This window comes from Aquirufa sp. OSTEICH-129A (assembly GCF_054558355.1).
This window is the reverse complement of sequence record NZ_JBPXKC010000003.1, coordinates 277,729-302,959: the sequence shown is the minus strand read 5'-3', so window position 1 is coordinate 302,959 and position 25,231 is coordinate 277,729. Positions and strand designations below refer to the sequence as shown.

General features: G+C 37.8%; 19 protein-coding genes. 5 read left to right on the top strand and 14 right to left on the bottom strand.

What is annotated here, in order from left to right; all coding sequences use genetic code 11:
- Positions 1 to 75 precede the first annotated feature (75 nt).
- Complete coding sequence (locus SKC36_RS07790) at positions 76 to 1,677, top strand: M28 family peptidase (RefSeq protein WP_459453368.1); 1,602 nt, start codon at positions 76 to 78, stop codon at positions 1,675 to 1,677.
- An 81-nt stretch (positions 1,678 to 1,758) separates the two neighbouring features.
- Here SKC36_RS07790 and SKC36_RS07785 read toward each other — a convergent pair whose 3' ends face one another.
- From SKC36_RS07785 to SKC36_RS07775, 3 genes are read right to left on the bottom strand one after another with little or no spacing between them, the layout of a single operon-like run.
- On the bottom strand, positions 1,759 to 3,915 hold the full coding sequence (locus SKC36_RS07785; RefSeq protein ID WP_459465522.1) for a DUF4954 family protein: 2,157 nt from the start codon (positions 3,913 to 3,915) through the stop codon (positions 1,759 to 1,761).
- On the bottom strand, positions 3,912 to 4,310 hold the full coding sequence (gene gloA2, locus SKC36_RS07780) for an SMU1112c/YaeR family gloxylase I-like metalloprotein (RefSeq protein ID WP_459465520.1): 399 nt from the start codon (positions 4,308 to 4,310) through the stop codon (positions 3,912 to 3,914). The genes SKC36_RS07785 and gloA2 overlap by 4 nt, the downstream gene beginning before the upstream one ends.
- Positions 4,311 to 4,312: 2 nt before the next feature.
- Positions 4,313 to 5,407 (bottom strand): glycoside hydrolase family 130 protein, encoded by a 1,095-nt coding sequence (locus SKC36_RS07775; RefSeq protein ID WP_459453371.1) that lies wholly within the window; start codon positions 5,405 to 5,407, stop codon positions 4,313 to 4,315.
- Between the two features lie 193 nt (positions 5,408 to 5,600).
- Here SKC36_RS07775 and SKC36_RS07770 point away from each other — a divergent pair, with 193 nt between their 5' ends.
- On the top strand, positions 5,601 to 6,524 hold the full coding sequence (locus tag SKC36_RS07770; RefSeq protein ID WP_459465518.1) for a sugar phosphate isomerase/epimerase family protein: 924 nt from the start codon (positions 5,601 to 5,603) through the stop codon (positions 6,522 to 6,524).
- A 104-nt stretch (positions 6,525 to 6,628) separates the two neighbouring features.
- Here SKC36_RS07770 and SKC36_RS07765 read toward each other — a convergent pair whose 3' ends face one another.
- The 7 genes from SKC36_RS07765 to SKC36_RS07735 are packed head-to-tail and all read right to left on the bottom strand — an operon-like array spanning position 6,629 to position 13,547.
- Complete coding sequence (locus SKC36_RS07765) at positions 6,629 to 6,952, bottom strand: MmcQ/YjbR family DNA-binding protein (protein WP_459453374.1); 324 nt, start codon at positions 6,950 to 6,952, stop codon at positions 6,629 to 6,631.
- Positions 6,930 to 7,574: a flavin reductase family protein gene (locus tag SKC36_RS07760; protein WP_459453376.1), complete on the bottom strand. Its 645-nt coding sequence runs from the start codon at positions 7,572 to 7,574 to the stop codon at positions 6,930 to 6,932. Before SKC36_RS07760 ends, SKC36_RS07765 begins: the two co-directional genes overlap by 23 nt.
- A 4-nt stretch (positions 7,575 to 7,578) precedes the next feature.
- On the bottom strand, positions 7,579 to 8,265 hold the full coding sequence (locus SKC36_RS07755) for a LolA-like protein (protein WP_459453377.1): 687 nt from the start codon (positions 8,263 to 8,265) through the stop codon (positions 7,579 to 7,581).
- Positions 8,265 to 9,107 carry an ABC transporter permease gene (locus SKC36_RS07750; protein WP_459453378.1) on the bottom strand — a complete coding sequence of 281 codons (843 nt, stop codon included), beginning with the start codon at positions 9,105 to 9,107 and terminating at the stop codon, positions 8,265 to 8,267. Before SKC36_RS07750 ends, SKC36_RS07755 begins: the two co-directional genes overlap by 1 nt.
- The gene (locus SKC36_RS07745) at positions 9,097 to 10,017 is read right to left on the bottom strand and encodes an ABC transporter ATP-binding protein (RefSeq protein ID WP_459453379.1); all 921 of its coding nucleotides are present in this window, start codon (positions 10,015 to 10,017) and stop codon (positions 9,097 to 9,099) included. The genes SKC36_RS07750 and SKC36_RS07745 overlap by 11 nt, the downstream gene beginning before the upstream one ends.
- A gap of 46 nt (positions 10,018 to 10,063) precedes the next feature.
- Positions 10,064 to 11,086: a zinc-binding alcohol dehydrogenase family protein gene (locus tag SKC36_RS07740; protein ID WP_459453381.1), complete on the bottom strand. Its 1,023-nt coding sequence runs from the start codon at positions 11,084 to 11,086 to the stop codon at positions 10,064 to 10,066.
- Between the two features lies 1 nt (position 11,087).
- Positions 11,088 to 13,547 (bottom strand): glutaminase family protein, encoded by a 2,460-nt coding sequence (locus SKC36_RS07735; protein WP_459465516.1) that lies wholly within the window; start codon positions 13,545 to 13,547, stop codon positions 11,088 to 11,090.
- A gap of 518 nt (positions 13,548 to 14,065) precedes the next feature.
- Here SKC36_RS07735 and SKC36_RS07730 point away from each other — a divergent pair.
- From SKC36_RS07730 to SKC36_RS07720, 3 genes are all read left to right on the top strand, one after another.
- A complete protein-coding gene (locus tag SKC36_RS07730) occupies positions 14,066 to 15,580 on the top strand; it encodes a S10 family peptidase (RefSeq protein ID WP_459465514.1) in 1,515 nt (504 codons plus the stop codon).
- A 150-nt stretch (positions 15,581 to 15,730) separates the two neighbouring features.
- The gene (locus tag SKC36_RS07725; RefSeq protein WP_459465512.1) at positions 15,731 to 16,366 is read left to right on the top strand and encodes a class I SAM-dependent methyltransferase; all 636 of its coding nucleotides are present in this window, start codon (positions 15,731 to 15,733) and stop codon (positions 16,364 to 16,366) included.
- A 275-nt stretch (positions 16,367 to 16,641) separates the two neighbouring features.
- Positions 16,642 to 17,292 carry a leucine-rich repeat domain-containing protein gene (locus tag SKC36_RS07720; RefSeq protein WP_459465510.1) on the top strand — a complete coding sequence of 217 codons (651 nt, stop codon included), beginning with the start codon at positions 16,642 to 16,644 and terminating at the stop codon, positions 17,290 to 17,292.
- A gap of 277 nt (positions 17,293 to 17,569) precedes the next feature.
- Here the strand turns inward: SKC36_RS07720 and glmS are convergent, their stop codons facing one another.
- The 4 genes from glmS to SKC36_RS07700 form a co-directional block, all read right to left on the bottom strand.
- Positions 17,570 to 19,405 (bottom strand): glutamine--fructose-6-phosphate transaminase (isomerizing), encoded by a 1,836-nt coding sequence (gene glmS, locus SKC36_RS07715; protein ID WP_459465508.1) that lies wholly within the window; start codon positions 19,403 to 19,405, stop codon positions 17,570 to 17,572.
- A gap of 261 nt (positions 19,406 to 19,666) precedes the next feature.
- Positions 19,667 to 20,536 (bottom strand): 3-keto-disaccharide hydrolase, encoded by an 870-nt coding sequence (locus SKC36_RS07710; protein ID WP_459465506.1) that lies wholly within the window; start codon positions 20,534 to 20,536, stop codon positions 19,667 to 19,669.
- Entirely contained in the window at positions 20,526 to 21,824 is a 1,299-nt protein-coding gene (locus SKC36_RS07705; RefSeq protein ID WP_459465504.1) for a vanadium-dependent haloperoxidase, read from the bottom strand. Before SKC36_RS07705 ends, SKC36_RS07710 begins: the two co-directional genes overlap by 11 nt.
- Positions 21,821 to 25,162 (bottom strand): VCBS repeat-containing protein, encoded by a 3,342-nt coding sequence (locus SKC36_RS07700; protein ID WP_459465503.1) that lies wholly within the window; start codon positions 25,160 to 25,162, stop codon positions 21,821 to 21,823. Before SKC36_RS07700 ends, SKC36_RS07705 begins: the two co-directional genes overlap by 4 nt.
- Positions 25,163 to 25,231 lie beyond the last annotated feature (69 nt).

Here is a 25,231-nt window from a genome sequence, read left to right as displayed (position 1 = left end):
CGTTGTAAAATTAATCTTTTTATGGGATTTATTTTTCAATTCTTATCTTGCGAACTCAATTTTTTCCTCAACAAAATGAAAAAGACTTACTATTCGGTTTTAGCACTTTTTTTAGTCGCAAAACTTCTTCCCTTGAGCCTTTTAGCTCAATCAAATCCGGTCCCTTATGCCTATACGATTAAGGCCGAAGATTTGAAAAAACATTTGACTTTTATTGCATCTGATAGTTTGAAAGGTAGAAACACGGGTTCGCCAGAACAAAAAGTGGCTGCCAACTACATAGCTAACCATTTTAAGGCCGTTGGCTTAGCTCCTGTTCAAGGAAGTTACTTTCAAAAAGTAGATCTGGTTAATCGGGCTTGGACCAATGTAGCTGTTCAAATCAAAGGTAAATCCTATGGGTATTTAACCGATTTTATGGCTTATGCATTAGCTCCGGTAGCTGCTGGAACAAAAGCTTCCACCGTTTTTGCTGGATATGGTGTACAACAAGGAGCCTTTACGGATTTCGATAAATTGAAAGCCAAAGGATCCATGGTGGTGGTTATTGATGGAGAGGCCAAAGATGCCTCAGGAAATTATGTGCTTTCTGGCTCGAAAGATCCTTCCGCATTTGGTAAAGCTACTGGCTGGAGAGAAAAAATGAAATTAGCCAAGGCCGCTGGTGCGACTGGTTTGATCGTAATTACCGACAAAGATGAGAAAACGTTTAGTTCTCAATTAAACCAACGTCAAGTAATGATGAAGCGTTTCGGAAATGAGCGTATGGTTTTCAAGGAGGATACTCAAAACAAAGAAGCTGAATTTCCTGTCTTATTGATCTCGTCAGCTATGGCCGCTCAATTACTTGGAACGGATCTTGCTGCTTTGGAAGCCTTTAAAGCCAAAGTTTCATCAGATAAAAAATCTGTCTCAAGTAAATTTAAAGCAGGTACCATTGAACTGAAAATAGAAAATACAGAATCCCCAGTTGATACCTATAATGTAGTAGGATATTTGGAAGGTACAGACAAGAAATCTGAAGTTGTAGTTATCACCGCCCACTACGATCACATCGGAGTATCTGCTGATGGTCGCATCAATAATGGAGCTAATGATGATGGTTCAGGAACAGTAACTGTGATGGAATTAGCAGAGGCTTTTGGTAAAGCGGCAGCCGCAGGAAATCGTCCGCGTAGAAGTATTTTATTTATGACGGTGACCGGCGAGGAAAAGGGATTATTGGGTTCTGAGTATTATTCGAATCACCCCTTATTTCCATTGGAAAATACGGTATGTGATTTGAATATTGATATGGTGGGTCGCTATGACGATGATCACATTGGTAAGCCAGATTATATCTATGAAATTGGATCGGATAAATTGTCGTCTCAATTACGCGCTGTGTTGGAAGAGCAAAATAAGAAGCATATTGGTTTAGAATTGGATTATAAATACAATGATCCTAATGATCCTAATCGTTTCTATTATCGTTCAGATCACTACAACTTTGCTAAGCATAAAATCCCAGTAGCATTTTTCTTCAATGGCGTTCATGAAGATTATCACCAACCTGGCGATGATGTAGAAAAAATTGAGTTTGACCAAATCCAAAAAGTAGGTCGTTTGGTATTCTACATGGCATGGGAAATCTCCAATAGAGAGCAACGATTACTGGTTGATTCCAACAAGCCTTAATTGCTTTTATTTCAGTACCTACAAAAAGAGCCTCGAAATTTCGAGGCTCTTTTTGTTTGTTGTATGAAAAAATACCAAGATCTAAATTTTCAAATTTTCAATTCTTTGGACAAACACTTCATGGTTTTTTTGTGCTTGAAGAATGAAATCATTTTCTTTCCAATCACCAATTACCGTTTCCATTTCCTTTTGATTGTGGTACATGGCTTGTCGGAATGGATCTTGGAAATCTTTAGCCCTAGAACGTTCTATTCCTTTGGCGATAAATTCCGATACATAGATGGCTTTATTTTTCCAAAGACGGATGAATGTTTCATCTTGTAAATCCACTTGTTGAATATTTTGCAAAGCGGCCAAAGCATGTTGAAATTTAAGTTCTGGGTATACATCTGCTTGGTCCTGATAAAACTGATGTACTTGATGCCAAGAGGTAATCTTACCACTTCTAATATTCTTTTTTAGCCCTTCCACTGCTTCAGTAGGAACTAATTGTCCACCCAAATTTTCCCAAGACGCAATTCCATGGTTAGAACTGTTTTTTAATAAATCTATGGCTAAAATTTTTTGGTTTCTTTCATAGGCTAAAACCCATTCTTGGAAAGCATGGTAATAAATTAAATCTTTAAATATGTGGTATGCTTTATAACTCTTAGCGATTTTACTTTTGCGTTTAGAATTCTCTATTCCACTGGCCCAAACATCCAAAGTGCTATGCTCATTGTCTGCATTTTCAAGCCATTTTTTACCTGCTTCTTGCGTCTTTTCTGGAAGCGAATCCCCAACCCAAGTTTCTAATAAGCTTAAGGCTTTTAATATTTCATCTATGGTGTCTGGCGCTAAAAAATCGTATTCCAAGAGCATGTTTTTATTTATTCTCTGGTCGCGATTGGCAAATTTCCAGGCATTTCTTGCTAAAGCATACAGATTGTATTGAAACCAATAGGCAGCAATGATTAATAATCCACCTGAAGCATCATCGTTCCCAATCAATGAAAAAGGTAGGGGATTGTGAATTTCTGCTGGATAATTTCCCTTTGAAATCAGGTTGAAACTGGCAAATTTAGAATTATGCTTTAAGCTAATGGAAAGTCCAGGCCAAAATCCTCTACCCGCTTGTAATTCTCCATCGGCACCTCTACTATTATGATTGGAACCTAAAGTTGCACCAGCTGCCATGTTACTTTGGCCTTTAATGATCGCGGCACATAGGAAAGAATTATTGTGGTGCTGTTCATGCGCAGGAAATATAAGGGCATTCAATACCTCACAGCAAGAAATGGTTGAATTACTTCCAAGAAAGGAGTTGATTAATCGAGCACCGTATTTCAATTGAGAATGGGAGGCCAATATAAAACGTACAGCTTTAACACCATAAAATATACGACAGCCTTCGTGGATAATTCCATTGACGAGTTCACAACCTTCGCCAATTTGGGTGTTGGCTTCTGGGAAAGAGATTATAGTTAAGTTTTTTAATTTATTGGCGCCTTTGATATAGGTATCTGAACCCATATTGACATCTTTAATGATCCCTGTGTTTTTAATCACCGTTCGGTCCCCAATTTGACCGTAATAACCTCTTTTAGTGGAAAATTCTGCTTGAGTCAGCGCTTTATATTGGGCTTGAAGTACTTCATCGTCTCGATCTTGAGTCCATAAATAGGCATCTGCTGGACGCATGCCAACAAAAGGAATGACTTTTCTGCCCCCATTTTCATTTCCTAGTTCAAGCCAGATTCGAATTCGTTCCTCTTCACCTTCCTTCACCATACCATTTCCAAATTTGGCGGTAGGTGTAGTGGCTAATTCATTTACCTGCAATATCATGACCTCATTTCCAATTTGATAATTGGATAATAGATTTACCCGGTCAATACTGACATTGTCACCAATATCACTACTGATGATAGTACTATTGTATATTCCAACGGGCATTCGTAAGTTCTTAAATTCTAGGTAGACATGCTCTAGAATTCCGATTCGAATGATGCCAAAAAATCGGCAATTTTTAATGAGATAAGGGTTAAAGCCTGGCTTTACCTGAATGTCTTTCCAGTTTTCAGCTTCATTGAAATTGGCTTCTAAAATTTCAATTTCCCTAGTTGCCAAAGGCCTATAATCCGTCAGTCGGATATTTTTATTACGTAAGTCGAATTCACTTTCTCCCTCTTTTAAATAGGTTTTATGGACAAATTCGAAGCCTAACTGCGCAATGGGTTTCTTTTCTATTCGATTCATCTCTCGTAAAATTCAATGGGTAAGTAATCAGGGTCGCTCGTGAAAATAAATCGCTTATCCGTAAATTCATCGATACGGATAGCTTCACAAGTAAGTCCTTTTTGCTGTAAAATTTGAACTGTTTCATCTAAATTAGATACTTCAAATGCTATATGCCTCAGTCCGCATGCTTCCGGTCTTGATACTCGAGCTGGGGTTTCAGGGAAAGAAAACAACTCAATAAAATATATTCCTTGAAAGCTTAAATCTAATTTATAGGAATCTCGTTCTTGACGATATACTTCTCTGATAATTTCAAATCCGAGAATTTCAGTATAAAATTGTTTGGACTTAGCATAGTCCGAACAGATGATGGCCACATGGTGAATGCCTATGAGTGGAATTTTGTTCAGCATTTTTATTGGGGGCTTGTTGCTACAGCAATTTTGGAATCAGCGGTACCGTAATACAAATACCATCGAGATTTAAAAGGTACTAATCCTTCTACAAAGCAAACTTCATTCACCTCCCCAATTTTTTCATATTCTTTATTGGGCCAAATGAATGGTTGCTTGGAACGCTGTAAAACTTGAAATGGCTTATCGATGTTAAATAAAGCCTGCGCTGCGCTGTAGGTGAATTTGGGATAATTTGTATCATTGAAATTGGCGGCATTACTACTGTTGTATAGTAGTAAAATTCCAGATTTACGAATCAAAGCAAATGGACCAGGTTCTACCAACCTACTATCAAAATAGCCTTTTCTAGGCTGTAAAACAGAAATCTTTTGTTTATTTTCAGCATCTTCCAATACAGTCCAATGAATCAGATCTTGGGATTGAGCCATAAATAAATCAGTATCCCCAAAATACATCCAGTAATATCCTTTTATTTTTTTGGCAATCATTTGGGTGCCAACTTGTTGAACAACCAAAGCGCCGGATTTTGACCAAAGATTGATGTATTTAGGATCTTTCAACATAGGTCCCATTTTATTCCAATGTATTAAATCGGTGGAGGTAGCAGAGCATAATCTGGCTGTTTTTCCATTATAGGAGGTATAAGTAATGAAATAGCTACCATCTTCAGTTTGAACAATGCGCGGATCTTCTATTCCCCCAGGCCATTCGTATTTTTTATATTCATCTTGATCTGGAAAAAGAATGGGCTGCGGCATTTTTTTGAAATGAATTCCATCCTCGCTGATTGCCAAGCCGATGCGAGAAGTGCCTAATGAATCTTGGGCACGATAAAGTAAATGGACTTTACCATTTTTTATTAAAGCAGTAGGATTGAGCACATTTTTATTTTCCCAACCAATATTTTTCCCTTGAATGGGGCATAAAAACTTCTGGCTTAGATCTGGAATTAAGATAGGATTATGGGCATCTAGCTTTCTGAAATTTTTTATTTGCCAGGTCTCAACATTTTTGTTTTGCCCCAATGAAATGAGTGAGCAAAGAAGAAATGAGCTTGCAAAAAGGAAAGCAGGGATTTTATGGAGTAGATTCATGTAGACTTGTGAGAATTTAAATTTACTAAAATGCCAGTTGAAACGTATATTAAAAGGTAATTTTCGGCAAATTATTACCGAATGGTCGTGTCTAAGCAGACCTATCAAATAACCATTGTTATAAATTTCCTACAAAATCAATCATTTGATCAAAGGAAAATTTTAAATTGGGGAAACATACCTTAAAAGATAAATGGAAAGAAGAGACTTTTTACAATCCTCCTTAATGACGGGCTTAGTAGGGGGAATTCCCCAAATTCAGGAGAAAATAGCTGGCCCTAAATTACAGCCGAAAATTAAATTAAGTGTTTCCAGTTATTCTTATTGGCACTTTAAGGGCGATAAATTTCCTATAGAAAAGGTAATAGATGATGCTGCAGCATTAGGATTAGAAGGGATTGATGTTTTGCATCGACAAATGGAAAGTGAGGATAATGCTTATTTACAAAAAATCAAGAAACATGCCTTTTTGAATGGCATTGCCTTGACTTGCTTATCCATTCATCAGGGTTTTGTTACTCCAGACAAAGAAGAGTTGAAAAAGCATGTGGATCATACCTTACATTGTATTGAATTGGCCTATAAAATGGGAATTCCATGTTTGCGTTTAAACACAGGAAGGTGGAATACTATTAAATCATTTGATGATTTGATGAAAAATAGGGGTATAGAGCCCATCCTTCCAGGTTATACCGAAGATGATGGATATAAATGGTGCGTTGAGGGTATACAAAGGTGCTTGGCCAAGGCAGAGGAATGTGGCGTTTTATTGGCCCTTGAAAATCACTGGGGACTGGGTTCAACCCCGGAGGGAATGCTGCGTATTCATGATACGGTGAACTCACCTTGGTTGGGATTACTGATGGATACAGGAAATTTCTTAGAAGATCCTTATGATAAATTAGAGAAGATAGCCCCCAAAGCTAGTTTTGTTCAAGCGAAAACCTATTACGGTGGAGGAGAATGGTATTCTTTGGATTTAGATTATAAACGGATTATCAATATCTTGAAAAAGGTCAATTACCAAGGCTATATTTCCATTGAATTTGAAGGGAAGGAAAATGCGTATTCAGGAGTTAGAAAAAGTGTTGAATTGATTAGAAAAGCACTGGGATAATTACCAGATTGTTGGACAACAAATTAATTTTTAAATCGTTCGCTCTGTGACGCGCAACGCTGTCAAGGTTCCAAACCTTGCCAGCGTTAGGCCGGAGCGAATGATTATTTTTTAGCCACTAAGGCATAAGAATCCTCAATCATCTGCTTGATTGTCAGAAAAGGTAGCTGCCCATTGACCACAATGGTGTTCCAATGTTTCTTATTCATGTGGTATCCAGGTAATACACTATCGGGAAATTCTTCTCTTAATTCGATGGCCCTATTTGGTTCACATTTGACATTGAATCGAATGGGTATTTCGTCTAGTGATAGTAACAAAAATATCTTTTGGTGTACTTTGAAAACCAAATTGTCCGGACCAAAAGGAAGACTTTCTTCCGTCTCTGGGAGACTTAAAGCAAAATCACGAATTTCTTCTAGGTTCATGGGATGGGTCTGCCGAAACCTTGGCATAAGGGAATTGGGCTACTTTCTTTAATTGGTAATAGCTGTCCAATCCTCCTGCACTTAAACTCTGAGCTAAGTCCAAATCTATATTCCCATTTGGCAGAAGTATGGAATCTTCGACGGAAATATATTGGATTTTGCCGACTAATAAAATGGTTTGGTTTGATTTAATCAGATGTTCCTCTTCCCATATCAAACCTATTTTAACTAAACTTTGCTTGACAAAAGGTGCGTCAAACTCAGGAATACGCTCTTCTTCGATTCCACAGGCTTCAAATTCAGAGGTACTCAAAGGGTATCGAGCGGAGGTCTGGTGGGCCTGCTGGGCCAAGGAAAAAGGAATATGATTTAGGGTAAATCTTTTATTTGCTTGAATGTTTTTGTAGGTATGACTATCAGCTCCCACCGGCCTAAACAAAATACCCATCATCGCGGGATTAGCTCCCACATGGATGACATTGCTAAAAATGGCCAAATTAGATTGACCTTGTTCATTGAAAGTTCCAATTAAATGTACCGCCTTTCCTCCAGATAAATGATTGATTAAATTCGTACGAAACGATTTCTCCATCGATTCAATGTCGAATGTCTGAGCTATCATGCAGTTAGTTTTTGAAAATGGAGGAGGCTATTCCTTGATTGATTTTATAATTGGAAAATTTAACAGTGATATCTCCTGTTTTGGCTACTTGTTTTTGGCTATCTACCGTTTGGGTTTTATTGATGTCTACAACTACCCCTTTGGGCACTTTGAATTTTTTAACATCCACCGTGAAAATTAATTGCTCTGGCAAACCCCATTTGGAATCTTGGCCATAACTGTATTCGGTACTTACAGTGCCATTGCTTCTCGATGTAATCTGCGATTTCAAAACTAAATTATTGGTTTTATCTACCCATAATTTGGCTAAAATAACATCTCCATTATCTCCATTGGGCAATAAGGTTACAATTTCGGTTTCCTTGTTTTTTATCGTCTCCTTTCCTGTACTAATAGCGTTAAATTGATCTTGATGGGCCAATAATTGTGCCAAATCACCAAAGCCCTTTTTAGGTAAAATGGCAATTCCCTTAGATTTTAAATGAAATTGATCTTTTTGCTTGAAAAACAAAGTAGCATTTACCGGAAGGATTTTAATTAATGGGATATTTGACTTTATATTTAAATCTACCGAATAATCCTTGACCAAGCTCCATTTTTGTTGAAGTGCCTGAATGGTTTTTTGTGCATCTTGACCCAATATTTGAGCTAATGAGCAGAATAAAAGACCGAGTGTTAAATTGATTCTCATTAAGCGCTGATGTCTTTTTTGTTGAATGTATAAATGGAAATTCCCAAGAATATCAAGATGTGGGCAATTAAAATAATAACTGATTTTACTATTTCAGTTTGTAGTAAAGGTACTTCAAAAAAGTTTCTCCAAGAGGCCATGTGTGTGGTGAACAAATAAGGACGAATGGAGTCAAATACCGAAACTTCTAATGTGCCTATGATGGTAAATAGGATAATGATGGACATGGTAGCCACTATGGGACCAATGGAGTTTTCCGAGAAGCAGGATAAACAAATGGACAAGGATGCGACCGTCAAAAGGGCTAAAAAAGCCACAGCAAAACCACTGAGGTAGCGCCACAATACATCTTGTTCTTGTAAAATAACGAGTCCGTCCGTGTTTAAAACGATCAAATCCCCTGTTCCAAAAAATAATTGTCCAAATACCAAAGCCATTATTCCCAACCATAATATAATGCAAGCGGTATAGACAGCTCCGGCAATAAATTTGGATAATAAAAGTGTTGTCCTAGATATAGGCTTCGTCATGACCATTCGAATGGTGCCCATGGCAAATTCTCCTGAAATTAAATCCCCTGTGACCAGGGCAACCAATAATGGAATTTGAACCAAAAGCATTTGTAAAATGATGAAGGCTATCAGATTTCCATTTAAAAGGTTTCCTTCAAAACTTAAAGTTTGCTCAAAAGAAGAGGTTACAAATGATAAAATGGATAAACCATCTGATTTTAAGGCAAATAAAATGACACCCACCAATAGCGTGATGGCTCCAATACCCAAATAACTTCTGGGTTTAGCTGCAATCTTAATGAACTCATTATATACGCTTTTAAATAGCATCTTGTTGAACAATTTTAATGAAGTAATCTTCCAAACTACGTTTAGACTCTAAGGAATAAATGGCAACTTCATGAGAAATTAATAGTTGACTTATACTTGGAACCAAGTTTCTACTCAAATGGAATTCCAGCAAATTTTCAGCATTCAGTTGAATATTAATATCTGGAAAAGCATTTTTAAGAATTTCTACGGCTTTTTCCACTGGTTCTGCTTCTAAGCGAATAAAGAGGTTTTCTGACGACATTAAATCCTTCACAGAACCCTCTACAATGGATTTTCCTTGGTTGATAATTACCATGCGGTTGGCAATCATTTCGATTTCACTTAAATCATGAGAGGAAAGAATGATGGTTTTTTGATGTTCTTCTTTTAGTCTCAAAATCAAGTTTCTAATATCAATGATACCTTGAGGGTCTAATCCCGTGGTAGGTTCATCCAAAACAATCAAATCAGGATTATGTAAAAGCGTTTGAGCTATACCTAAACGCTGTTTCATTCCATGAGAAAAACTCCCTACTTTATCGTGCTCCCGGCCATTTAATCCTACAAAATCCAACATGGCATAAATTTCTTTTTTGCTGGAATAGGTTCCCGAAATTCGAGCAAAAATATCTAGATTTCGATAGGCAGATAGGTATTTATAAAAATCAGGTTTTTCAATGATGCTACCAGTTCTTCTCAAAATGTCTTCACGATGTTTTTGAATTGGTAAATCAAATAATCGGATTTCCCCCGCATCTGCTTTGATTAATGAAAGCATACAACGCATGCTGGTACTTTTTCCTGCACCATTGGGGCCTAAAAACCCAAATACATCTCCCTGAAAAACCTGAAAACTCACATCTTTGACTGCTTGAAAGGAGCCAAAGCTTTTGGATAGGTGTTGTATGGATATGATGGACTTAGGCATGAATGTTGGTATATGCCTTTCTAACCAGCATTCCCTTTATATTGTTTTAAGAATCAAATTCAACAACCGCCTTGATGACCGCTTGAGTTGGATCAAGGAAAGATTCAAAGCGAGCAGCGACATCCTTAAAATGGGTTCGGTGGGTAATAAAGGCTTGGGTATGAATAAGGCCCTTTTTCATGCAATCAATCACCCATTCAAAATCACCTCGTGTTGCATTTCTACTACTCATCAAAGTCCCTTCTCGCTTATGGAATTCTGGATGAGAGAACTGAACATGGTCTAATTGTAATCCAACTAAAACGTATTTGCCGCCATGTGCCATGTATTGAAAACTTTGATCAATCGCTTTTTTACTACCGGTGGCATCAATGACAACGTGAGGCATGTCACCTTGAGTAATTTCTTTCAATCGTTCTAAAACATCTTCTTGACCAACTTGTATAACATGCTGTATACCAAGTATTTGTTGACTAAATGCCAAACGCCCCGCATTCATATCCAATGCTATGACTTGTCCACCCGCTATCCTAGCCATTTCCATGACTCCCAAACCAATAGGGCCAGCCCCTACAACCAAGACCCAATCATGCTGTTTTATTTCAGCCCTTCTAACACCATGCGCCCCGATCGACAAAGGTTCCAATAAGGTATATTCGTCTATGCTGAGATCTTTATCGTAAATGAGGGAATCAATGGGAACTTGTAAATAATCACGCATGGCACCATCCTCATGAACGCCTAAGACACTTAATTGCTGACAACAATTGGTCTTACCTTGTCGGCAAGCCACACATTTTCCACAGGAAAAATAGGGAATCACACTAACTAAGGCACCTAAAGGATAGCTTGAACCAGCGCTTATTTCTACAATTTCTCCTACAAATTCATGCCCCAAGATTCGTGGATAGGAGAAAAATGGCTGTGTTCCTTCAAATGCATGTAAATCGGTACCGCATATTCCTACTTGCTTTATTTTAAGAATGGCCATGCCCTCCTGTAAAATAGGCTTTGGGGATTCTTGGTATTTCCATTCAAAAGGGGTTACGCAGACAAGCTCTTGCATCATTTTATTTCATTTTGGATTTAGCCCAACGTTTTTCTAGCATTTTGATAAAATACCCTCCCACCACACTTCTTGCTTGAAACCCTACTTGCTTTCCGTTAGTTGTTTCATGCCAGTCGCTTAAAGGGACACGAGAAGGACTTTCCTGCATAAATTGGTAAACAGGATGTACCAAAGCTTTGAAATCTGAGGCTTTATCCGACAGGGTAGCAGTCCAAATTATCCAATCGCTCTTGGTATAAGTTTTTCGACTATCTAAAGGTAATCCATAGGTGTTTTGTTTACCTAAATAATAGGCCATTTCCTTTTCGTATACATACCTTGGGAATAAATTTAATCCAAGTAATTTGTCCCAAACCAAGTTATATTTTTGACTCCAGGTATTATTTTTGTTGAAAGTCAAGGCATAATGATCGCCTTCATCAGCCATTTCCATCCATTTTAAAGCATATTTTTTGGCAATGCTTTGCATGGAATCAGCCGTACTTTTTAAACCCATTTGGCGGGCCATTTGGGCATAAGCTCCAATTCCTGCAATAGCTTTGATAGAAAGGTTCGCGTTACGGTCTAAATGTCCAGCAAAATCATCTGTGCACAATTGATTGGCAGGATCTAGTCCATCTTTGACCAGAAAATCCACCCATCGGGTGAGCGTAGGCCAATGTGCTTTGGCAATTTGATTGCTATTTTCTTCTTTGCAAATGGCGGCAGTTAACAGAATCATATTACCAGCTTCTTCTACCGGCATGTCCTCTGGGTAAGTTTGGCCATTGGCCAAGGGATAGGTGCCTATATCATGGGCTGGGAAAGGTTTTTTCCATTGGCCACTCTCACTATAATACATCAACGGCTCGACCATTCCTCTTAGTAATTTGGTATTATACATGAGGCTTAATGGAGCGGAGGGATAGGTCACATCTACCGTCCAAATAGAACCATTGCTAAAGTTTTCTTTTTGCGGGAATAATACTTCATTTTTTTCTCCCCTCACTAATTTATGTGCCGCCAGCGACTGTCGGTAGGCTACCACACAGAGTTCAGCATATTCTTTACCACCGGCTTGAAGTGCTTCTTGATATAATTGCTTGTCAAAGTTTTTACATTGACTGAAAATACTCGGATACTCTTGAGCTGAACGAACTAATAAATCATCCATGCTGGCAAAGTTCTTTTTCCACCAAGCTTGTAAATTTTTCTGGAAATATTGGATGGAGTACAAATCATCGTAAGCCAACATAAGCGTGGAACTTTGATTCGTTTTCGTCGCATTCATTTCCCACGATGCACTCATAAAATCCGGATTTCCAGATTCATTGGAAGGCTTTTTGCCTTCGGTCAAACTCATCAATTGGGATTGAGAAATCGTTTTTAATTGATGTTTGGCCTGATTCGTAGCCAAATAGGCATACCCCCAATCGATTCTTACATCATCACCCACTTTATTCAACACCTTTTGTTGGCTTAGCCCAGTTTTCAAATAGCGCATGTTCCCTTTTTTTCCTGCACTTACGGTCACTATTTGTTGTTTTTCATTTTTGGCCAAATCAGTAGATACACCAAAGGTAATTTTTGTCTTATGTGCTTTATTATCAAGTGATTGTATGTCAAAATTTATATAGGAAACAGGTCTTGAAAGTAAGTCTAAATTGGAAGCTAAAAGGGGAGAAAGGAAATTCAACTGCAGTTTGATGGGTCCACAAGTAAATTGATAAGTCGTTTGCGTGGCCGTAATTTGAACGGAGTTTTGAATGGCTAAATTAGATTGTGAGGCGCGGGTTTGTTTGGCAAAGCCGGCATCTACCCAAGAATTCCCTGCGGGATTCATGCAATGTATGGCCAAGATATTTTTCCCTTTTTTGAGTTTACTTTTTATCAAATCATGGAGTGGATATTCTTTTAATTGCTTCACGTGGCAATTTTCACAGGAATAGATGGGATAACCATTTAAATAGACTTCCACGTCATCATCGTGGCGTAACTGAAGCACTAATTGGTCAATATCTAAATCTTGTAGATCAAAGGCCCTACGAACCCAAATATGTTTGCTATTCCAGGCCGTATTCCATTTATTTCCCCAACCTTTTCCAAAGGGTAATTTACCTTTATTCCAATAAACGTCGTTAAAATGAGGGACCATCCAATCTTCCGCCGGTTTAGTCTCAGTGTATTGCACCTCAATGGCTTCATTGTTTTCAGCATGAGCCACGATATTGGTAGAGGGGTATTGCAAGGCACCTAAAAATTGGTAGGTTTTACCATCCACTTCGACTAAACCTACTAATGATTGTTCTGAACCTGTCCAATGCCGAGTCACCGATTGATTCAATTGATCGGAAAACGACCATACACTGAAATATGGGTCATGGGTAATGAGCGGATAGGCAGGAGCTTTACTTACTTGAGCCTGAGTAAAAAAGCCAATCATTGCCAAGAAAGCGAATGGAAAAAATGATTTCATAGTCATGGTTTAAGGTATTAAAGATAGGAATAATCCATCCATCTTCAAAGGAGCTTCCATATATCAAACTACTGATTATCTGCAGAAATCAAGCCTTTTTTTGCTTGAAAAATGTTAGGTTTGCACCTAACGCTGGCAAGGTTTTAAACCTTGACAGCGTTGGCGGAGGGGGGAGTCATTTTCCAAAAGAAAATGGTTCAATTTTTGTTCTTATATTTTGATAAGATCATCGGATTTGTTGTAGGCTTCCAAAAAGCAATTAAAGTATCCTTTATAGGATTTAAGCGCTTGTTTTTTGGGGTTTGTGTGTCAATTTCCTATCAATTCTCTTTAAATAGGGTACTTTATGTCTTATTAGGGTGGGTATTCATATAATCGTTACGTATTTATTAGAATACCTTTAACAAAAAGAGTATCAGCTTTAATTAAAAAGAGTTTGTCATCACAAAAAATTCAATTAGAAGTAGTAAATACCTTGTATATTTAAAGAGGAAAAATTCCTATAATTCAACCAATAGTTTTTTATGCAAAAGCAATTTTTTATTTATTTTTTGCTGATGTGTTCTTGGAGTACCTTGGCACAAAAAGTAGCAGAAGAGGGTTTAGCTAAGCCAAATGCATTGAATAGAGCATTGAGCTTAGAGCAGAAAGTCGAAAAAATAGATGAGGTGATCATCAAAGGGCAGAAGGTGCCTTATAAAGTTACTGCTAGCACCCAACCTGTCTGGGATGAGGATGGAAAGGTTATAGCAGGATTATTCTACGTTTATTATGAAAGAATCAATGTCACCAATAAAGAAACCAGACCTTTAGTCATTTCATTTAATGGGGGACCTGGTACTGCTAGTGTTTGGATGCATTTAGGTTATACAGGGCCCAAAAAATTAAAAATAGATGACGAAGGATATCCCATTCAACCTTATGGTTTTGAGGATAATCCGCAGTCTTTATTAGATGTTGCGGACATTGTTTATGTAGATCCTGTGAATACGGGATTTTCAAGAATTCTAGATAAAGCAACCCCCAAGACCAATTTTTTTGGGGTGACAGCAGATATTAAATACTTAGCTGATTGGATTAATACATTTGTAGGAAGGCAAAAAAGATGGGCATCACCCAAATTTTTAATTGGTGAAAGTTATGGCACCAACCGAGTTTCAGGTTTGTCATTAGAATTACAAAATAAACATTGGATGTTTTTGAACGGAGTGATTTTAGTTTCACCTACTGACCTTGGGTTAAAACGTGATGTAGTATCAAGCACTGCATTGCGCATTCCATACATGGCAGCTACGGCGTGGCACCATAAAAAATTGGCCCCAGTATATCAGTCCAAAGAACTAGAGAAATTTCTCCCTGAAGTTGAAACTTTTGCGATAAATGAATTAATGCCTGCATTGGCGCAAGGCGGTGCATTATCAGCAGATAAGCGCAAAGGCATGGTCAAAAAAATTGCCAATTATATCGGTTTAAATGAAACCGTAGTAGCTGAGCAAAATATGGAAATACCCTTTGATTATTTCTGGAAGGAATTGCTTCGAAGCGAGGGTAAAACTGTGGGAAGATTGGATTCAAGGTATATTGGAATGGATAAAAAAGATGCAGGTCAAAGACCTGATTATAATGCGGAACTTTTATCCTGGGAACATTCCTTTACTCCGGCAATTAACATGTATCTCCGAGATGAGTTGGGATATAAAACCGATTTGAATTATTATATTTTTGGACCAGTGCAGCCTTGGGATAATAGCAATAATAATACAGGAGAGGATTTACGTATGGCCATGATGGAGAATCCCTACCTGAATCTTCTAGTCCAATCCGGTTATTATGATGGAGCATGTGATTATTTTAATGCAAAGTACAATATGTGGCAAATGGATCCAGCAGGTAAAATTCAAGATAGAATGTTTTGGGAAGGTTACCGCAGCGGCCATATGATGTACCTGCGTAAAGAAGATTTAGCTACAAGTAACGACCACCTGAGAGCCTTTATCAAGCATAGTATTCCCAAACAAGGTGTTCCAGCCAAGTTTTGATAAAGTTTGAAGGGATTCAATTTGAAGCAAAAATTTGTTGTTCTACACGCCCCTTCGGTTTTCGCAGGACCATATGGGAGTTGAATATTATATGTCGAATTTTAGGTCAAATAATCACTACGTCATAGGCCCCTTGTCGTCCTTTAAGTCATGAATAATCCCAAAGAAATTGTACGGCAAGGTTATGATAAACTTTCTGTTCATTATCGAGAACACTTTTCTAAATCTCATAATGAATTGTATAAAAAATGGACGCAGACCCTTTTAAGTTTGTTGCCAAACAACCCGAGTATCTTAGAATTAGGTTGTGGAGATGGTATACCCCTTGCTCAAATTTTAAGCCCTACCTGTAAATATTGGGGAATTGACATTTCTACGGTTCAAATTGAAAATGCAAAAAAGAATGTTCCTAATGCAGCATTTATGGCTAAAGACATGACAGCCATCAGTTACCCCTCAAATTCTTTTAATGGCATTATTGCCTTATACTCGATCATTCACATCCCGTCGAGCGAACAATATGAACTTTTGAAAAATATTTATCAGTGGCTTACTCCCAATGGTATTTTTTTATGTATTGTTGGGGCAAGCCATTGGACGGGTGTAGAAAAGGATTGGATTATGAAAGATGTTGCCATGTATTGGAGTCATGTTGATTCAAAGACCTATGCTGAATGGTTTGAAAAAATCGGGTTTATTCAACTTGAAATGGAGTTTATTCCTGAAAATGATATTGGGCACACCTTATTCTTACTTAAGAAAAACGAGAATCCTCAGTCGGCCTAACTCTATTTTAGCCTCATGCTCTTTGTTAAATTCATTGGCATATTAACAAAAAATCCTAATTTCCTCTAGGTTCAGGTCACAAGGGTTCGGTAAAATTAGAGGTGCATGGTGATAAGCAAGATTTGTATGAAACACGTATTGTAAGTTTTTATTTTTAACTTGTGCCTACAAAAACCCTATTGAATTTCGTTTGACGCGACCTTTCAGTTTATACCGAAGTCTAGGAACCTAAACAGGTTAAATAGCAAGTTTTTAATCCATATAAAAACAAAATAATGAAAAAATATTTCGGTGTAATTTTATTACTATTGATTATTTCAATACCAAGTGTTAAGTCGCAAATATCAACAGATTCAACAGCAATCAACAAAGAATTCCGAAGTTTAGATGAAGCCCTAAAAAATCCTCAAAATGTGTTTAGACTGAACCTAAGTAACCAAAACTTACATTTAAATAGTTCGATTTGGGCAAAATTCACCAATCTTAGGTACCTGAGTTTAAAAAATGATCATTTAAAAAATATACCTGAAGGAATAAGTGAACTTAAGAATCTTAGGGTTCTTGATTTGAGTGGTAATGATTTTAACGTACTACCAAAATCATTTAACAAATTATCTAATCTACAAGAGCTATATCTAAATGATGATAAATATTTTCAATTTGAAAAGAATATCTCTGTTTTAAGCAAATTACCGAATCTAAAATCGCTACATATAGAAAATGACGGCTTAGAAAAATTGCCTAAAAATATTTTCAGGCTTAATAAATTGGAGTCCCTGTACCTCAATAATAACCAATTTAAAAATGTCCCATTAGAAATAAAGGGATTGAAGAATTTGAAATATTTGGACCTGCATGATAATAAGTTCAAAATCCCGAATATGATTAATGAACTACAAGGTATTGGAATTAAAATTAGATTTTAATTTAAAATAGTTTTTCCATCCTTTTTGGGGTTTTCTCAAATCCCATTTTCTGTTGTTTAATCTACGCTTTCGGAAAGCATTATTGATCTGTACAAGACCAATTTAATGACTTATCGTGCTACTCAAATAATCAAGTTATTAATAATCTGCTGGGAGAAGACCGTGTTTTTGGTTGAAAAATGTTAGGTTTGCACCTAACGCTGTCAAGGTTTTAAACCTTGACAGCGTTGGAGGAAAAAAGAAAATCTCCATTAGAAAACCTCTTCAATCAAACAAATCATTCCACGGTCACACTCTTCGCCAAATTCCTTGGTTTATCTACATCCAAACCGCGGAAAACGCCAATGTAATAGGACATTAATTGGGTAGGTATCACAGTTAATAAGGGTGCCAGCAATTCATCCGTTTCGGGCACTTCCAACACATGGTCAGATACTCCTCGTATGGCCGTATCATCTGGGTTGATTATGGCTATTACTTTGCCCTTTCGGGCTTTAATTTCCTGAATATTGCTCACAATCTTGTCGTAATATTTGTCTTTCGTGGCGATGAATAAAGTAGGTAAAGTTTCGTCCACCAAGGCTATTGGACCATGCTTTACTTCGCCTGATGGATATCCAGAGCATGGAATATAACTCACCTCTTTCAATTTTAAGGCAGCCTCTAATGCCACAGGGAAGTTATATCCTCTTCCTAAAAACAAAAAGTTATTGGCCTCCGCATATACCTTAGCCACTTCTTTGATGGATTCATGGCCGGATAAAATCACCTGCACCTTTTCTGGGATTTGAGATAACTCGACCAAATAATGCTTGTATTCAGCATCCGTGATAGTTTGTTTTGCTTTTCCAATTTTCAAAGCCATCATGGCCAACACGGTTAATTGAGCTGTGAAAGCTTTAGTACTAGCCACCCCAATCTCAGGACCTGCATGGGTATAGGCACCTGCATGTGATAACCTAGCAATGGACGATCCAACCGCATTAACCACCCCATAAATAAAGGCACCTTGTTCTTTGGCTCTTTCTATGGCTACCAAAGTATCAGCTGTTTCTCCACTTTGCGAGATAGCAATAATGACATCTCCCGTATGTATAATTGGATTGCGATATCGAAATTCAGAGGCATATTCTACCTCAACTGGAATCCGACAAATCGTTTCAATCATGTATTCTGCAATAAGACCTGCATGCCAACTCGTTCCGCAAGCGATAATGATGATGCGATTGGCTTGGGTGAAAACCGACAAATGTTGATCAACTCCTGCTAATGTCAAACTCAAACTAGAAATGTCTAGTCGACCGCGTAAACAATCCGTTAAACTGGCTGGTTGATCAAAAATTTCTTTCAACATGAAATGATCGAAACCACCTTTTTCAATTTGTGCCAATTCCATATCCAATTGTTGGATATAAGGCGTTACAGGCTCATTTCCTAAATTTTTTAAGATGATATCATCTTTGGAAATAATGGCCAGTTCATAATCATTGACGTAGATAACTCGCTTGGTATACTCTATAATAGGGGAGGCATCTGAAGCTAAAAAATGTTCTCCTTCACCCACACCTATGACCAAAGGACTTCCTTTTCGAGCCGCAATTAATCGGTCTGGGAAACCTTCTTCCAAAACGATGATCACATAAGCCCCCACGACCCTTTTAAGGGCAATGCGCATGGCTTCTTCCAAGGTAGATTGATTATTGATCTGAATATCCTCGATGAAATTAACCAATACCTCAGTATCGGTCTCACTTTTAAAGGTGTAACCCTTTTGGATTAATTCAGCTTTTAGGGAGGCATAATTTTCAATAATGCCATTATGCACTAAAGTGATTTTTCCGCTGTTGGATTGATGTGGGTGCGCATTGGCATCGGTAGGCTCTCCGTGGGTAGCCCAACGCGTATGACCAATTCCCGCATGGGCTTCCTGTAAAATTGGGGCATCCCATGTTTCTAATTCACTTACCCGGCCCTTCTTTTTATAGGATTCTATTTGCTTGCCATACAAGGCAATTCCCGAACTGTCGTAGCCTCTGTATTCTAATCTTTTTAAACCTTTTAAAATGATTGGATAGGCTTCTTGATGACCTATATAAGCTACGATTCCACACATGCGATATAAAATTTAAAATTGAATTATTCTAATTAGGCCAAATGAATTTTTTTTTTCAAACAGCCAAATTACCCAAATTTCATTTATTTTACCAAGTTTACAGGTATTAAATTACCAATCGGGTTTTCCAATAATAGTACTTTTTTTATATTATCGCTAAATGGTTTAGAGCAAATTTAATTGAAGTTCAATATCTTCATTTTTCTTTAAAATGATAGCATCAAACAAGCTTTTTCTTATTTTATGGTCAAATCAAGGCGGTTATTTTTTCTTTTTCTTCTTAAAAAGACAATCTTCTGGTTTCGATTTAACAAAATAGGTCTTATAATTCAATGCCTCAGGATTCATACAGCCTTCTAAATTTAGGATTTCAATGTCCTTGAATTCGACAGGATGGCTTTCACTTTGTAAGGAAATGCTACCTTCTTTGATTAATTCCCCGGGTTTCCCGAAAATCACATCTTGCCCACTGACACTACCGCCACCTACTTGTGGTTTTTGATAAGCTAAAACTTCTTTTCCGTTAGAATAATGACGAATCAATGAATCACCTAAAACTAATACTTCCGCTTGTACCCATTGGTCGCCATGAAAGGTCTCTGATTGAGAATTAATGCAATGCGGGGTAAATAATTTTCCATTCATTTCGACATGGGTTCCCGGTGTACATAAGTTACAGGTGGTTCTTTTATCTTTCCCATTTCCTCCCAATAATTGAACTTCAATCGATACAGGAAAATCTTGTTTCAAACCCATGCTCTCAGCAGTTTGTCCGTGTACCATGATACCACTATTTCGCGTAGCCCATCCAGGTCCATTGATGGCTTGTTTGCCTACAAAGCGGTAATTCAAACGAATGCGGTAATAGCCAAACTTCTTTTTGTAAAATAAATGTCCAAATCTTTCGTCAAAACTTGGATAAGCGGCTGAATCATAGCGTACTACTAATTTACCATCCTCTACCCGAAAGGTATTTCCATAATTCAATCCAGCTGGTGAATGTCTGATTTTAGGTGTCCAATTGGTCAAATCTTTACCATTAAACATGGATTCCCATGCTTCTTTGTTTGGATTTTGAGCCTTTACCTGAAATGCTAGGAGGCTAATGATGAGCCATAACTTAATTTTCATGTTGCAATAAGTTTATAAAATGTTTGCCTAATATTCGGCCTTGGGTTTGTCCAGCCTTAATGCCGTCCATATAATGTATTCCTCCATAAAAACGGGAAATACTTGCTTCTTCTGCTGCTGCTTCAAAGGATTTAAAAGAACGGTCATCTATTCCGTATCGTTTTTCTACCGTATCAGTATAGGCAAAATTAGGTCCATAATAATGGGTTAAGATAATAGCTGCCGTGGTCGATACCGTAGAATGGCCACTCGGATATTCAGGAAATGGCGGTGTTTGTAAAAAGGGTTTCCAACTAGGATCAATCAATTTTCGGATGGCTGTTTCTGGGCGAATGCGGTGACTATGGTATTTCTCTCTCCAGCATAACCAAAATGCATCCATTAAACCGGTAGCTAATGCCGTTCTGATTTCTAAACTTTTACCAAAATTCTCCTTCTTTTGGGCACTGGCTATTCCTGCTATACCCATCCAATGAGCACCAGGTGATATTTTTTTCATGCCAATCAATAAATGCCCTTGGTCATTTAATGCGAATGGGTTACAATCCCAAAAGGCTGCAATCTTGAGGTTTTCTTCCGATTTATCGGCTTGGTAAACGGCCTTACTTAATTGATAAAAAGTCGAGGAATTAGATTCTGAATAAGGCGCCGGGGCAGGAATTTCTTCAATTTTATTGGTATCCAAACTGAAACTTCTAATTCGATAGAAATAGGGTTCCACAGCGGGAAAATAGCCTGGAGGGGTACTGTACCAAGATCCAGGTGTTTTCTTGGGGGTGTACCTTGGAAAATTACTTAACTTATTGTACCCATCTGCTTTGGCATAGGCTAACATACGCTTGGCAATAGCTTGAGCTTTCTGTGTGGACGCTTCAATGATTTGGTCGGACAACCCTACTCGCCTACATGAGTCGATATACCTTTTCTCAAATTCTTTCATCCGAGCTCCTGATGGCTGCATTTTTTGAGATACTTCCATCATGGCTAGGATAGCCGTAAATTCAGGAGCTTCCAATGGCTTATCTATGGTAAAGGCAGGATAGGCATTGAATTGATGTTGGAATGCATTCAAACTAGTATCAGATTCGGTCATAACCTGATATCCTGCCAAGCAGGCATAGGAAAAAAACCGCATGGCCAAGGGAGGATTACTGACATCATGTATCATCATTTCCGTCATTTCTTGGATAACTTTATCTATTTCCGTTCCAGAAAATGAGATTTTTTTGGACTCGGATTGACAAGCCCAAAAGATCAAGAATGATAGAAATAGGATGATTTTTTTCATCGTTTTATCACTTTATAAGGAAATAGGCCTTGCTGATTGATACCGATGAGAAGTTGGTTTCCAATCACTTGCATTGAACGCACATCACCTTGTAACCAAAGACCCGTTTTTTGTGCAGAAACAGCCTCGTATGTTAAGTTTCCTTTTGATTTGAGTAGTAAACCAGAATTCCCATCCATTTTACCAATGCGTAATTTGGCATGATTCATATTCCCAGCTAGTACCAAATCCAGGTCATGTTGTCCATCGATATCAAGTATAGCAATGGCTGAAATAGGCGAGGCCTGAACTTCCCAAGGTAAGGCAACAGATTCAAATTTACCTTTGGAATTCATTTGATATAGGGATGTTTTTAATTCGTTTGCTTTCAAAACTTGCTCCCCTTTTTGTTCTTCTTCTGTTATGATATCCGATAATTTTGCTTCTGCAAAACTTTGGTAATCGGTGAACCGAGTACGCATGATGCTCATTTGATCCAGTAATTCATCTCGCGTCATAAAGGGTACGGATTCACCTTTGACATAGGTAAACAAAATAGGGTCTATGGAGCCATTCTGGTCATAGTCTTTAAAATGAAGTTCCATGGCTTGTTGGCTTGATGCCTTCCATTGACTATTTAAGCCTAAATTGCCAACCAATAATTCTTTTTTACCATCTCGATTCAGGTCTTCCACGCGAAGTGTATTCCATAAACCATGCGGTGATTCTTCAAAGAATTGGTTGGTACTTTCTTCAAAAGTCTTTTTATTCCAAGTGAAAATCTTAATCGGCATGAATTCCCCTATCAAAATTAATTCCTTTTTTCCATCTTGATTCAAATCATCCCATGAAGCGTCTGTTACCATGCCCGCTTGTTGAATACTTGGAAACTGAGCACTGATATCCTTAAATTTACCCGCACCTTGATTCATCAAAATAAAGGATTTAGGACAAACAGGATAGTTTCCAGGAATAACGCGACCACCTACAAATACATCGGGTAGTCGATCTTGGTTGATGTCAATGATTTGAATGCAGGATTTACTTATGCCCTGACTAGGCAGAGGAACCAGGGATTTTTTGAAATTCCCTTGACCATCATTTAGGTACAAGCGATCCGTTAGGTGAGGGTCATTCGCTTCCATCAATCCATAACCACCACTGACCACCCATAAGTCTAGGTCGCCATCGGCATCGGCATCCAGAAACTGGGCATCACTATCCTCAAAACCCTGGTCTTGACTCATGGCTGAAGGCATACGTGTAAAATCACCCGAATTCTTTTGAATATATAGGTTAGCTCCTTTACCGCCTTGATTGCCAACAAATAAATCTTCTAATTGGTCTCCATTCACATCTCCCTTTGCTTGGCATGGACCTACAAAGGACAAAGGCAAGGTGATTTGGGTTTGACGTTTAAAATCATTGAAATCCACTTTGGAATCCTCAAAAGATTGAAGTGTTTTTGTTTGAACAAAAAACGTATTCTCTTGAATTTGGGCTTTTTTAGCAATTAGCTTAGCCTCTGATTCTTTTAAAACAATGAGGGTCTTTTGTGGTTTTTTTATGGTTTGTGATTTGCCTGAATTCCAAGTGATGACAATAGAGTCCACCATGCTCTTATTACCTAAACCTACGTGTAAGAGAGGAGATACGCTGGATTGATAACCACGATATAAGTTTTGTTCTACATATTGGTTTTTACCAGCCTGGTATACCCAAATTTTAGCCCCTAATCCCAAGGTGTTTAAACCTTCACCTTGCAATTCAATTTGAAGATTTTTGTTTTCTTTTTTTAGCTCATTGCTTTTATTTTCAAAAATAAAGGCTGGTTTATTGATGTTATTTACAATTAATTCCAAATCCCCATCTCCGTCTAAATCAGCGTAAGCAGCACCATTACTATTGGATGTGGTTTCCATTCCCCAAGCTTGGGTCACCGCTTTAAAGTTACCATTTTGATGGTTTTTAAACATGTAATTGCTAATATTGGAAGCAGGCATTTTTTGAACGAGTTCCAACACATTTTGCCTCTGAATAGCAGCTTGATTGTTTTGAACATAATCACCCATGTATTTCAGAAAATCCAGGTTGGTATAATCTCTCAAATAACCATTGGTGATATAAAGGTCTTTCCAACCATCATTATCGTAATCAGCGAAGAGTGCACTCCAACTCCAATCCGTATTGGAAATTCCGGCTAATTGCCCTAATTCATGAAATTTAGGTTCTTGTGTGTTGGGGTCAATTCCTTGATTGACTTGCAACATATTTCTCATGTATTGATGCCCAAAACCAACAGCTACATTGAAATTGAATTTCTCGTAGTTGTCTGGAGCCATCAAATTCTTTTGCCTCAAATTGTCTTCCGGCAACATATCCAAGGTGAAAATATCTGACCAGCCATCGTTGTTAATGTCGGCAATGTCATTACCCATGGAAAAGTGGGAGGTATGCCCCATGCTTTTTTGAATGACGTTTTTGAATTTTTTACCTTGTTGGTTGATGTATAAATAATCAGGAACGGTATAATCATTGGATACATAAAAGTCCAACCAGCCGTCGGCATTGATATCAGAAATTCCTACGGCTAAACCATAGGATAGGGTGGAACTAGTAATACCTAAGGAGCTTGTTTTATCTTCAAAATGTCCTTTTTGTTTTTGAATGAAGAAGCGTAAGCCGCTGTTGGGATCTTCTTTTTGAAGTAAATCAGCGGTACTAGATTCATCTAATATGGGTAGTGATTTAGGGTTATGATTCACCAAAATCATATCTAGATCTTGGTCTTTGTCATAATCAAAGAAAACGGCATGAGTACTATTGGCAGGGCTATCCAAGCCATAGGCTGCGGCCTCATCCTTAAAAATCGGTATACCCGCCGTATCGTTTCCTTGATTGATAAATAATTGATTTCTTTTTTTATCAGGAGGCAAATTTCCTGAGTAGCATAGGTAAATATCTAGTTTTTTGTCGCCATTGATGTCAACCAATGAAACCCCAGTTTTCCAGGGTCCGGGTCTGCCATTTACTCCGGCTTTTTCCGCGACTTCCTGAAATTCCAATTTACCTTGATTGAGGTATAAATGGTTGTTTTCCATATTACTGGAAAAATAAATGTCTTGTTTTCCATCTCCATTTAAATCACCTGTGGCAACACCCCCTCCATTGTAGAAATATTCATACATCAAGACATTGGTATTGAGGCCCTCTTCAATTTTGTTTTCAAAATTGACATGGCTTTTTTCCGGACTTAGTAATTGGAAAAGTTGAGGTTCAGGATTGCTCTCTTCATTTGTTTCTGCCTTTTGGCATGAAAAACTGAGGATTAGTAGTAAGAGAGCAAAATATTTCTTCACGATACAATATAGATAATTAATGAAAAAAGGAAATGGTAAAGCATTTCTACTTTACCATTTCCTTACAAA

What these genes read in the sequence shown, in the direction of transcription:
- SKC36_RS07790 (WP_459453368.1), top strand. Translation starts at nt 76, where the DNA reads ATGAAAAAGACTTACTATTCGGTTTTAGCACTTTTTTTAGTCGCAAAA.
- SKC36_RS07785 (WP_459465522.1), bottom strand. Translation starts at nt 3,915, where the DNA reads ATGAATCGAATAGAAAAGAAACCCATTGCGCAGTTAGGCTTCGAATTT.
- gloA2 (WP_459465520.1), bottom strand. Translation starts at nt 4,310, where the DNA reads ATGCTGAACAAAATTCCACTCATAGGCATTCACCATGTGGCCATCATC.
- SKC36_RS07775 (WP_459453371.1), bottom strand. Translation starts at nt 5,407, where the DNA reads ATGAATCTACTCCATAAAATCCCTGCTTTCCTTTTTGCAAGCTCATTT.
- SKC36_RS07770 (WP_459465518.1), top strand. Translation starts at nt 5,601, where the DNA reads ATGGAAAGAAGAGACTTTTTACAATCCTCCTTAATGACGGGCTTAGTA.
- SKC36_RS07765 (WP_459453374.1), bottom strand. Translation starts at nt 6,952, where the DNA reads ATGAACCTAGAAGAAATTCGTGATTTTGCTTTAAGTCTCCCAGAGACG.
- SKC36_RS07760 (WP_459453376.1), bottom strand. Translation starts at nt 7,574, where the DNA reads ATGATAGCTCAGACATTCGACATTGAATCGATGGAGAAATCGTTTCGT.
- SKC36_RS07755 (WP_459453377.1), bottom strand. Translation starts at nt 8,265, where the DNA reads ATGAGAATCAATTTAACACTCGGTCTTTTATTCTGCTCATTAGCTCAA.
- SKC36_RS07750 (WP_459453378.1), bottom strand. Translation starts at nt 9,107, where the DNA reads ATGCTATTTAAAAGCGTATATAATGAGTTCATTAAGATTGCAGCTAAA.
- SKC36_RS07745 (WP_459453379.1), bottom strand. Translation starts at nt 10,017, where the DNA reads ATGCCTAAGTCCATCATATCCATACAACACCTATCCAAAAGCTTTGGC.
- SKC36_RS07740 (WP_459453381.1), bottom strand. Translation starts at nt 11,086, where the DNA reads ATGATGCAAGAGCTTGTCTGCGTAACCCCTTTTGAATGGAAATACCAA.
- SKC36_RS07735 (WP_459465516.1), bottom strand. Translation starts at nt 13,547, where the DNA reads ATGACTATGAAATCATTTTTTCCATTCGCTTTCTTGGCAATGATTGGC.
- SKC36_RS07730 (WP_459465514.1), top strand. Translation starts at nt 14,066, where the DNA reads ATGCAAAAGCAATTTTTTATTTATTTTTTGCTGATGTGTTCTTGGAGT.
- SKC36_RS07725 (WP_459465512.1), top strand. Translation starts at nt 15,731, where the DNA reads ATGAATAATCCCAAAGAAATTGTACGGCAAGGTTATGATAAACTTTCT.
- SKC36_RS07720 (WP_459465510.1), top strand. Translation starts at nt 16,642, where the DNA reads ATGAAAAAATATTTCGGTGTAATTTTATTACTATTGATTATTTCAATA.
- glmS (WP_459465508.1), bottom strand. Translation starts at nt 19,405, where the DNA reads ATGTGTGGAATCGTAGCTTATATAGGTCATCAAGAAGCCTATCCAATC.
- SKC36_RS07710 (WP_459465506.1), bottom strand. Translation starts at nt 20,536, where the DNA reads ATGAAAATTAAGTTATGGCTCATCATTAGCCTCCTAGCATTTCAGGTA.
- SKC36_RS07705 (WP_459465504.1), bottom strand. Translation starts at nt 21,824, where the DNA reads ATGAAAAAAATCATCCTATTTCTATCATTCTTGATCTTTTGGGCTTGT.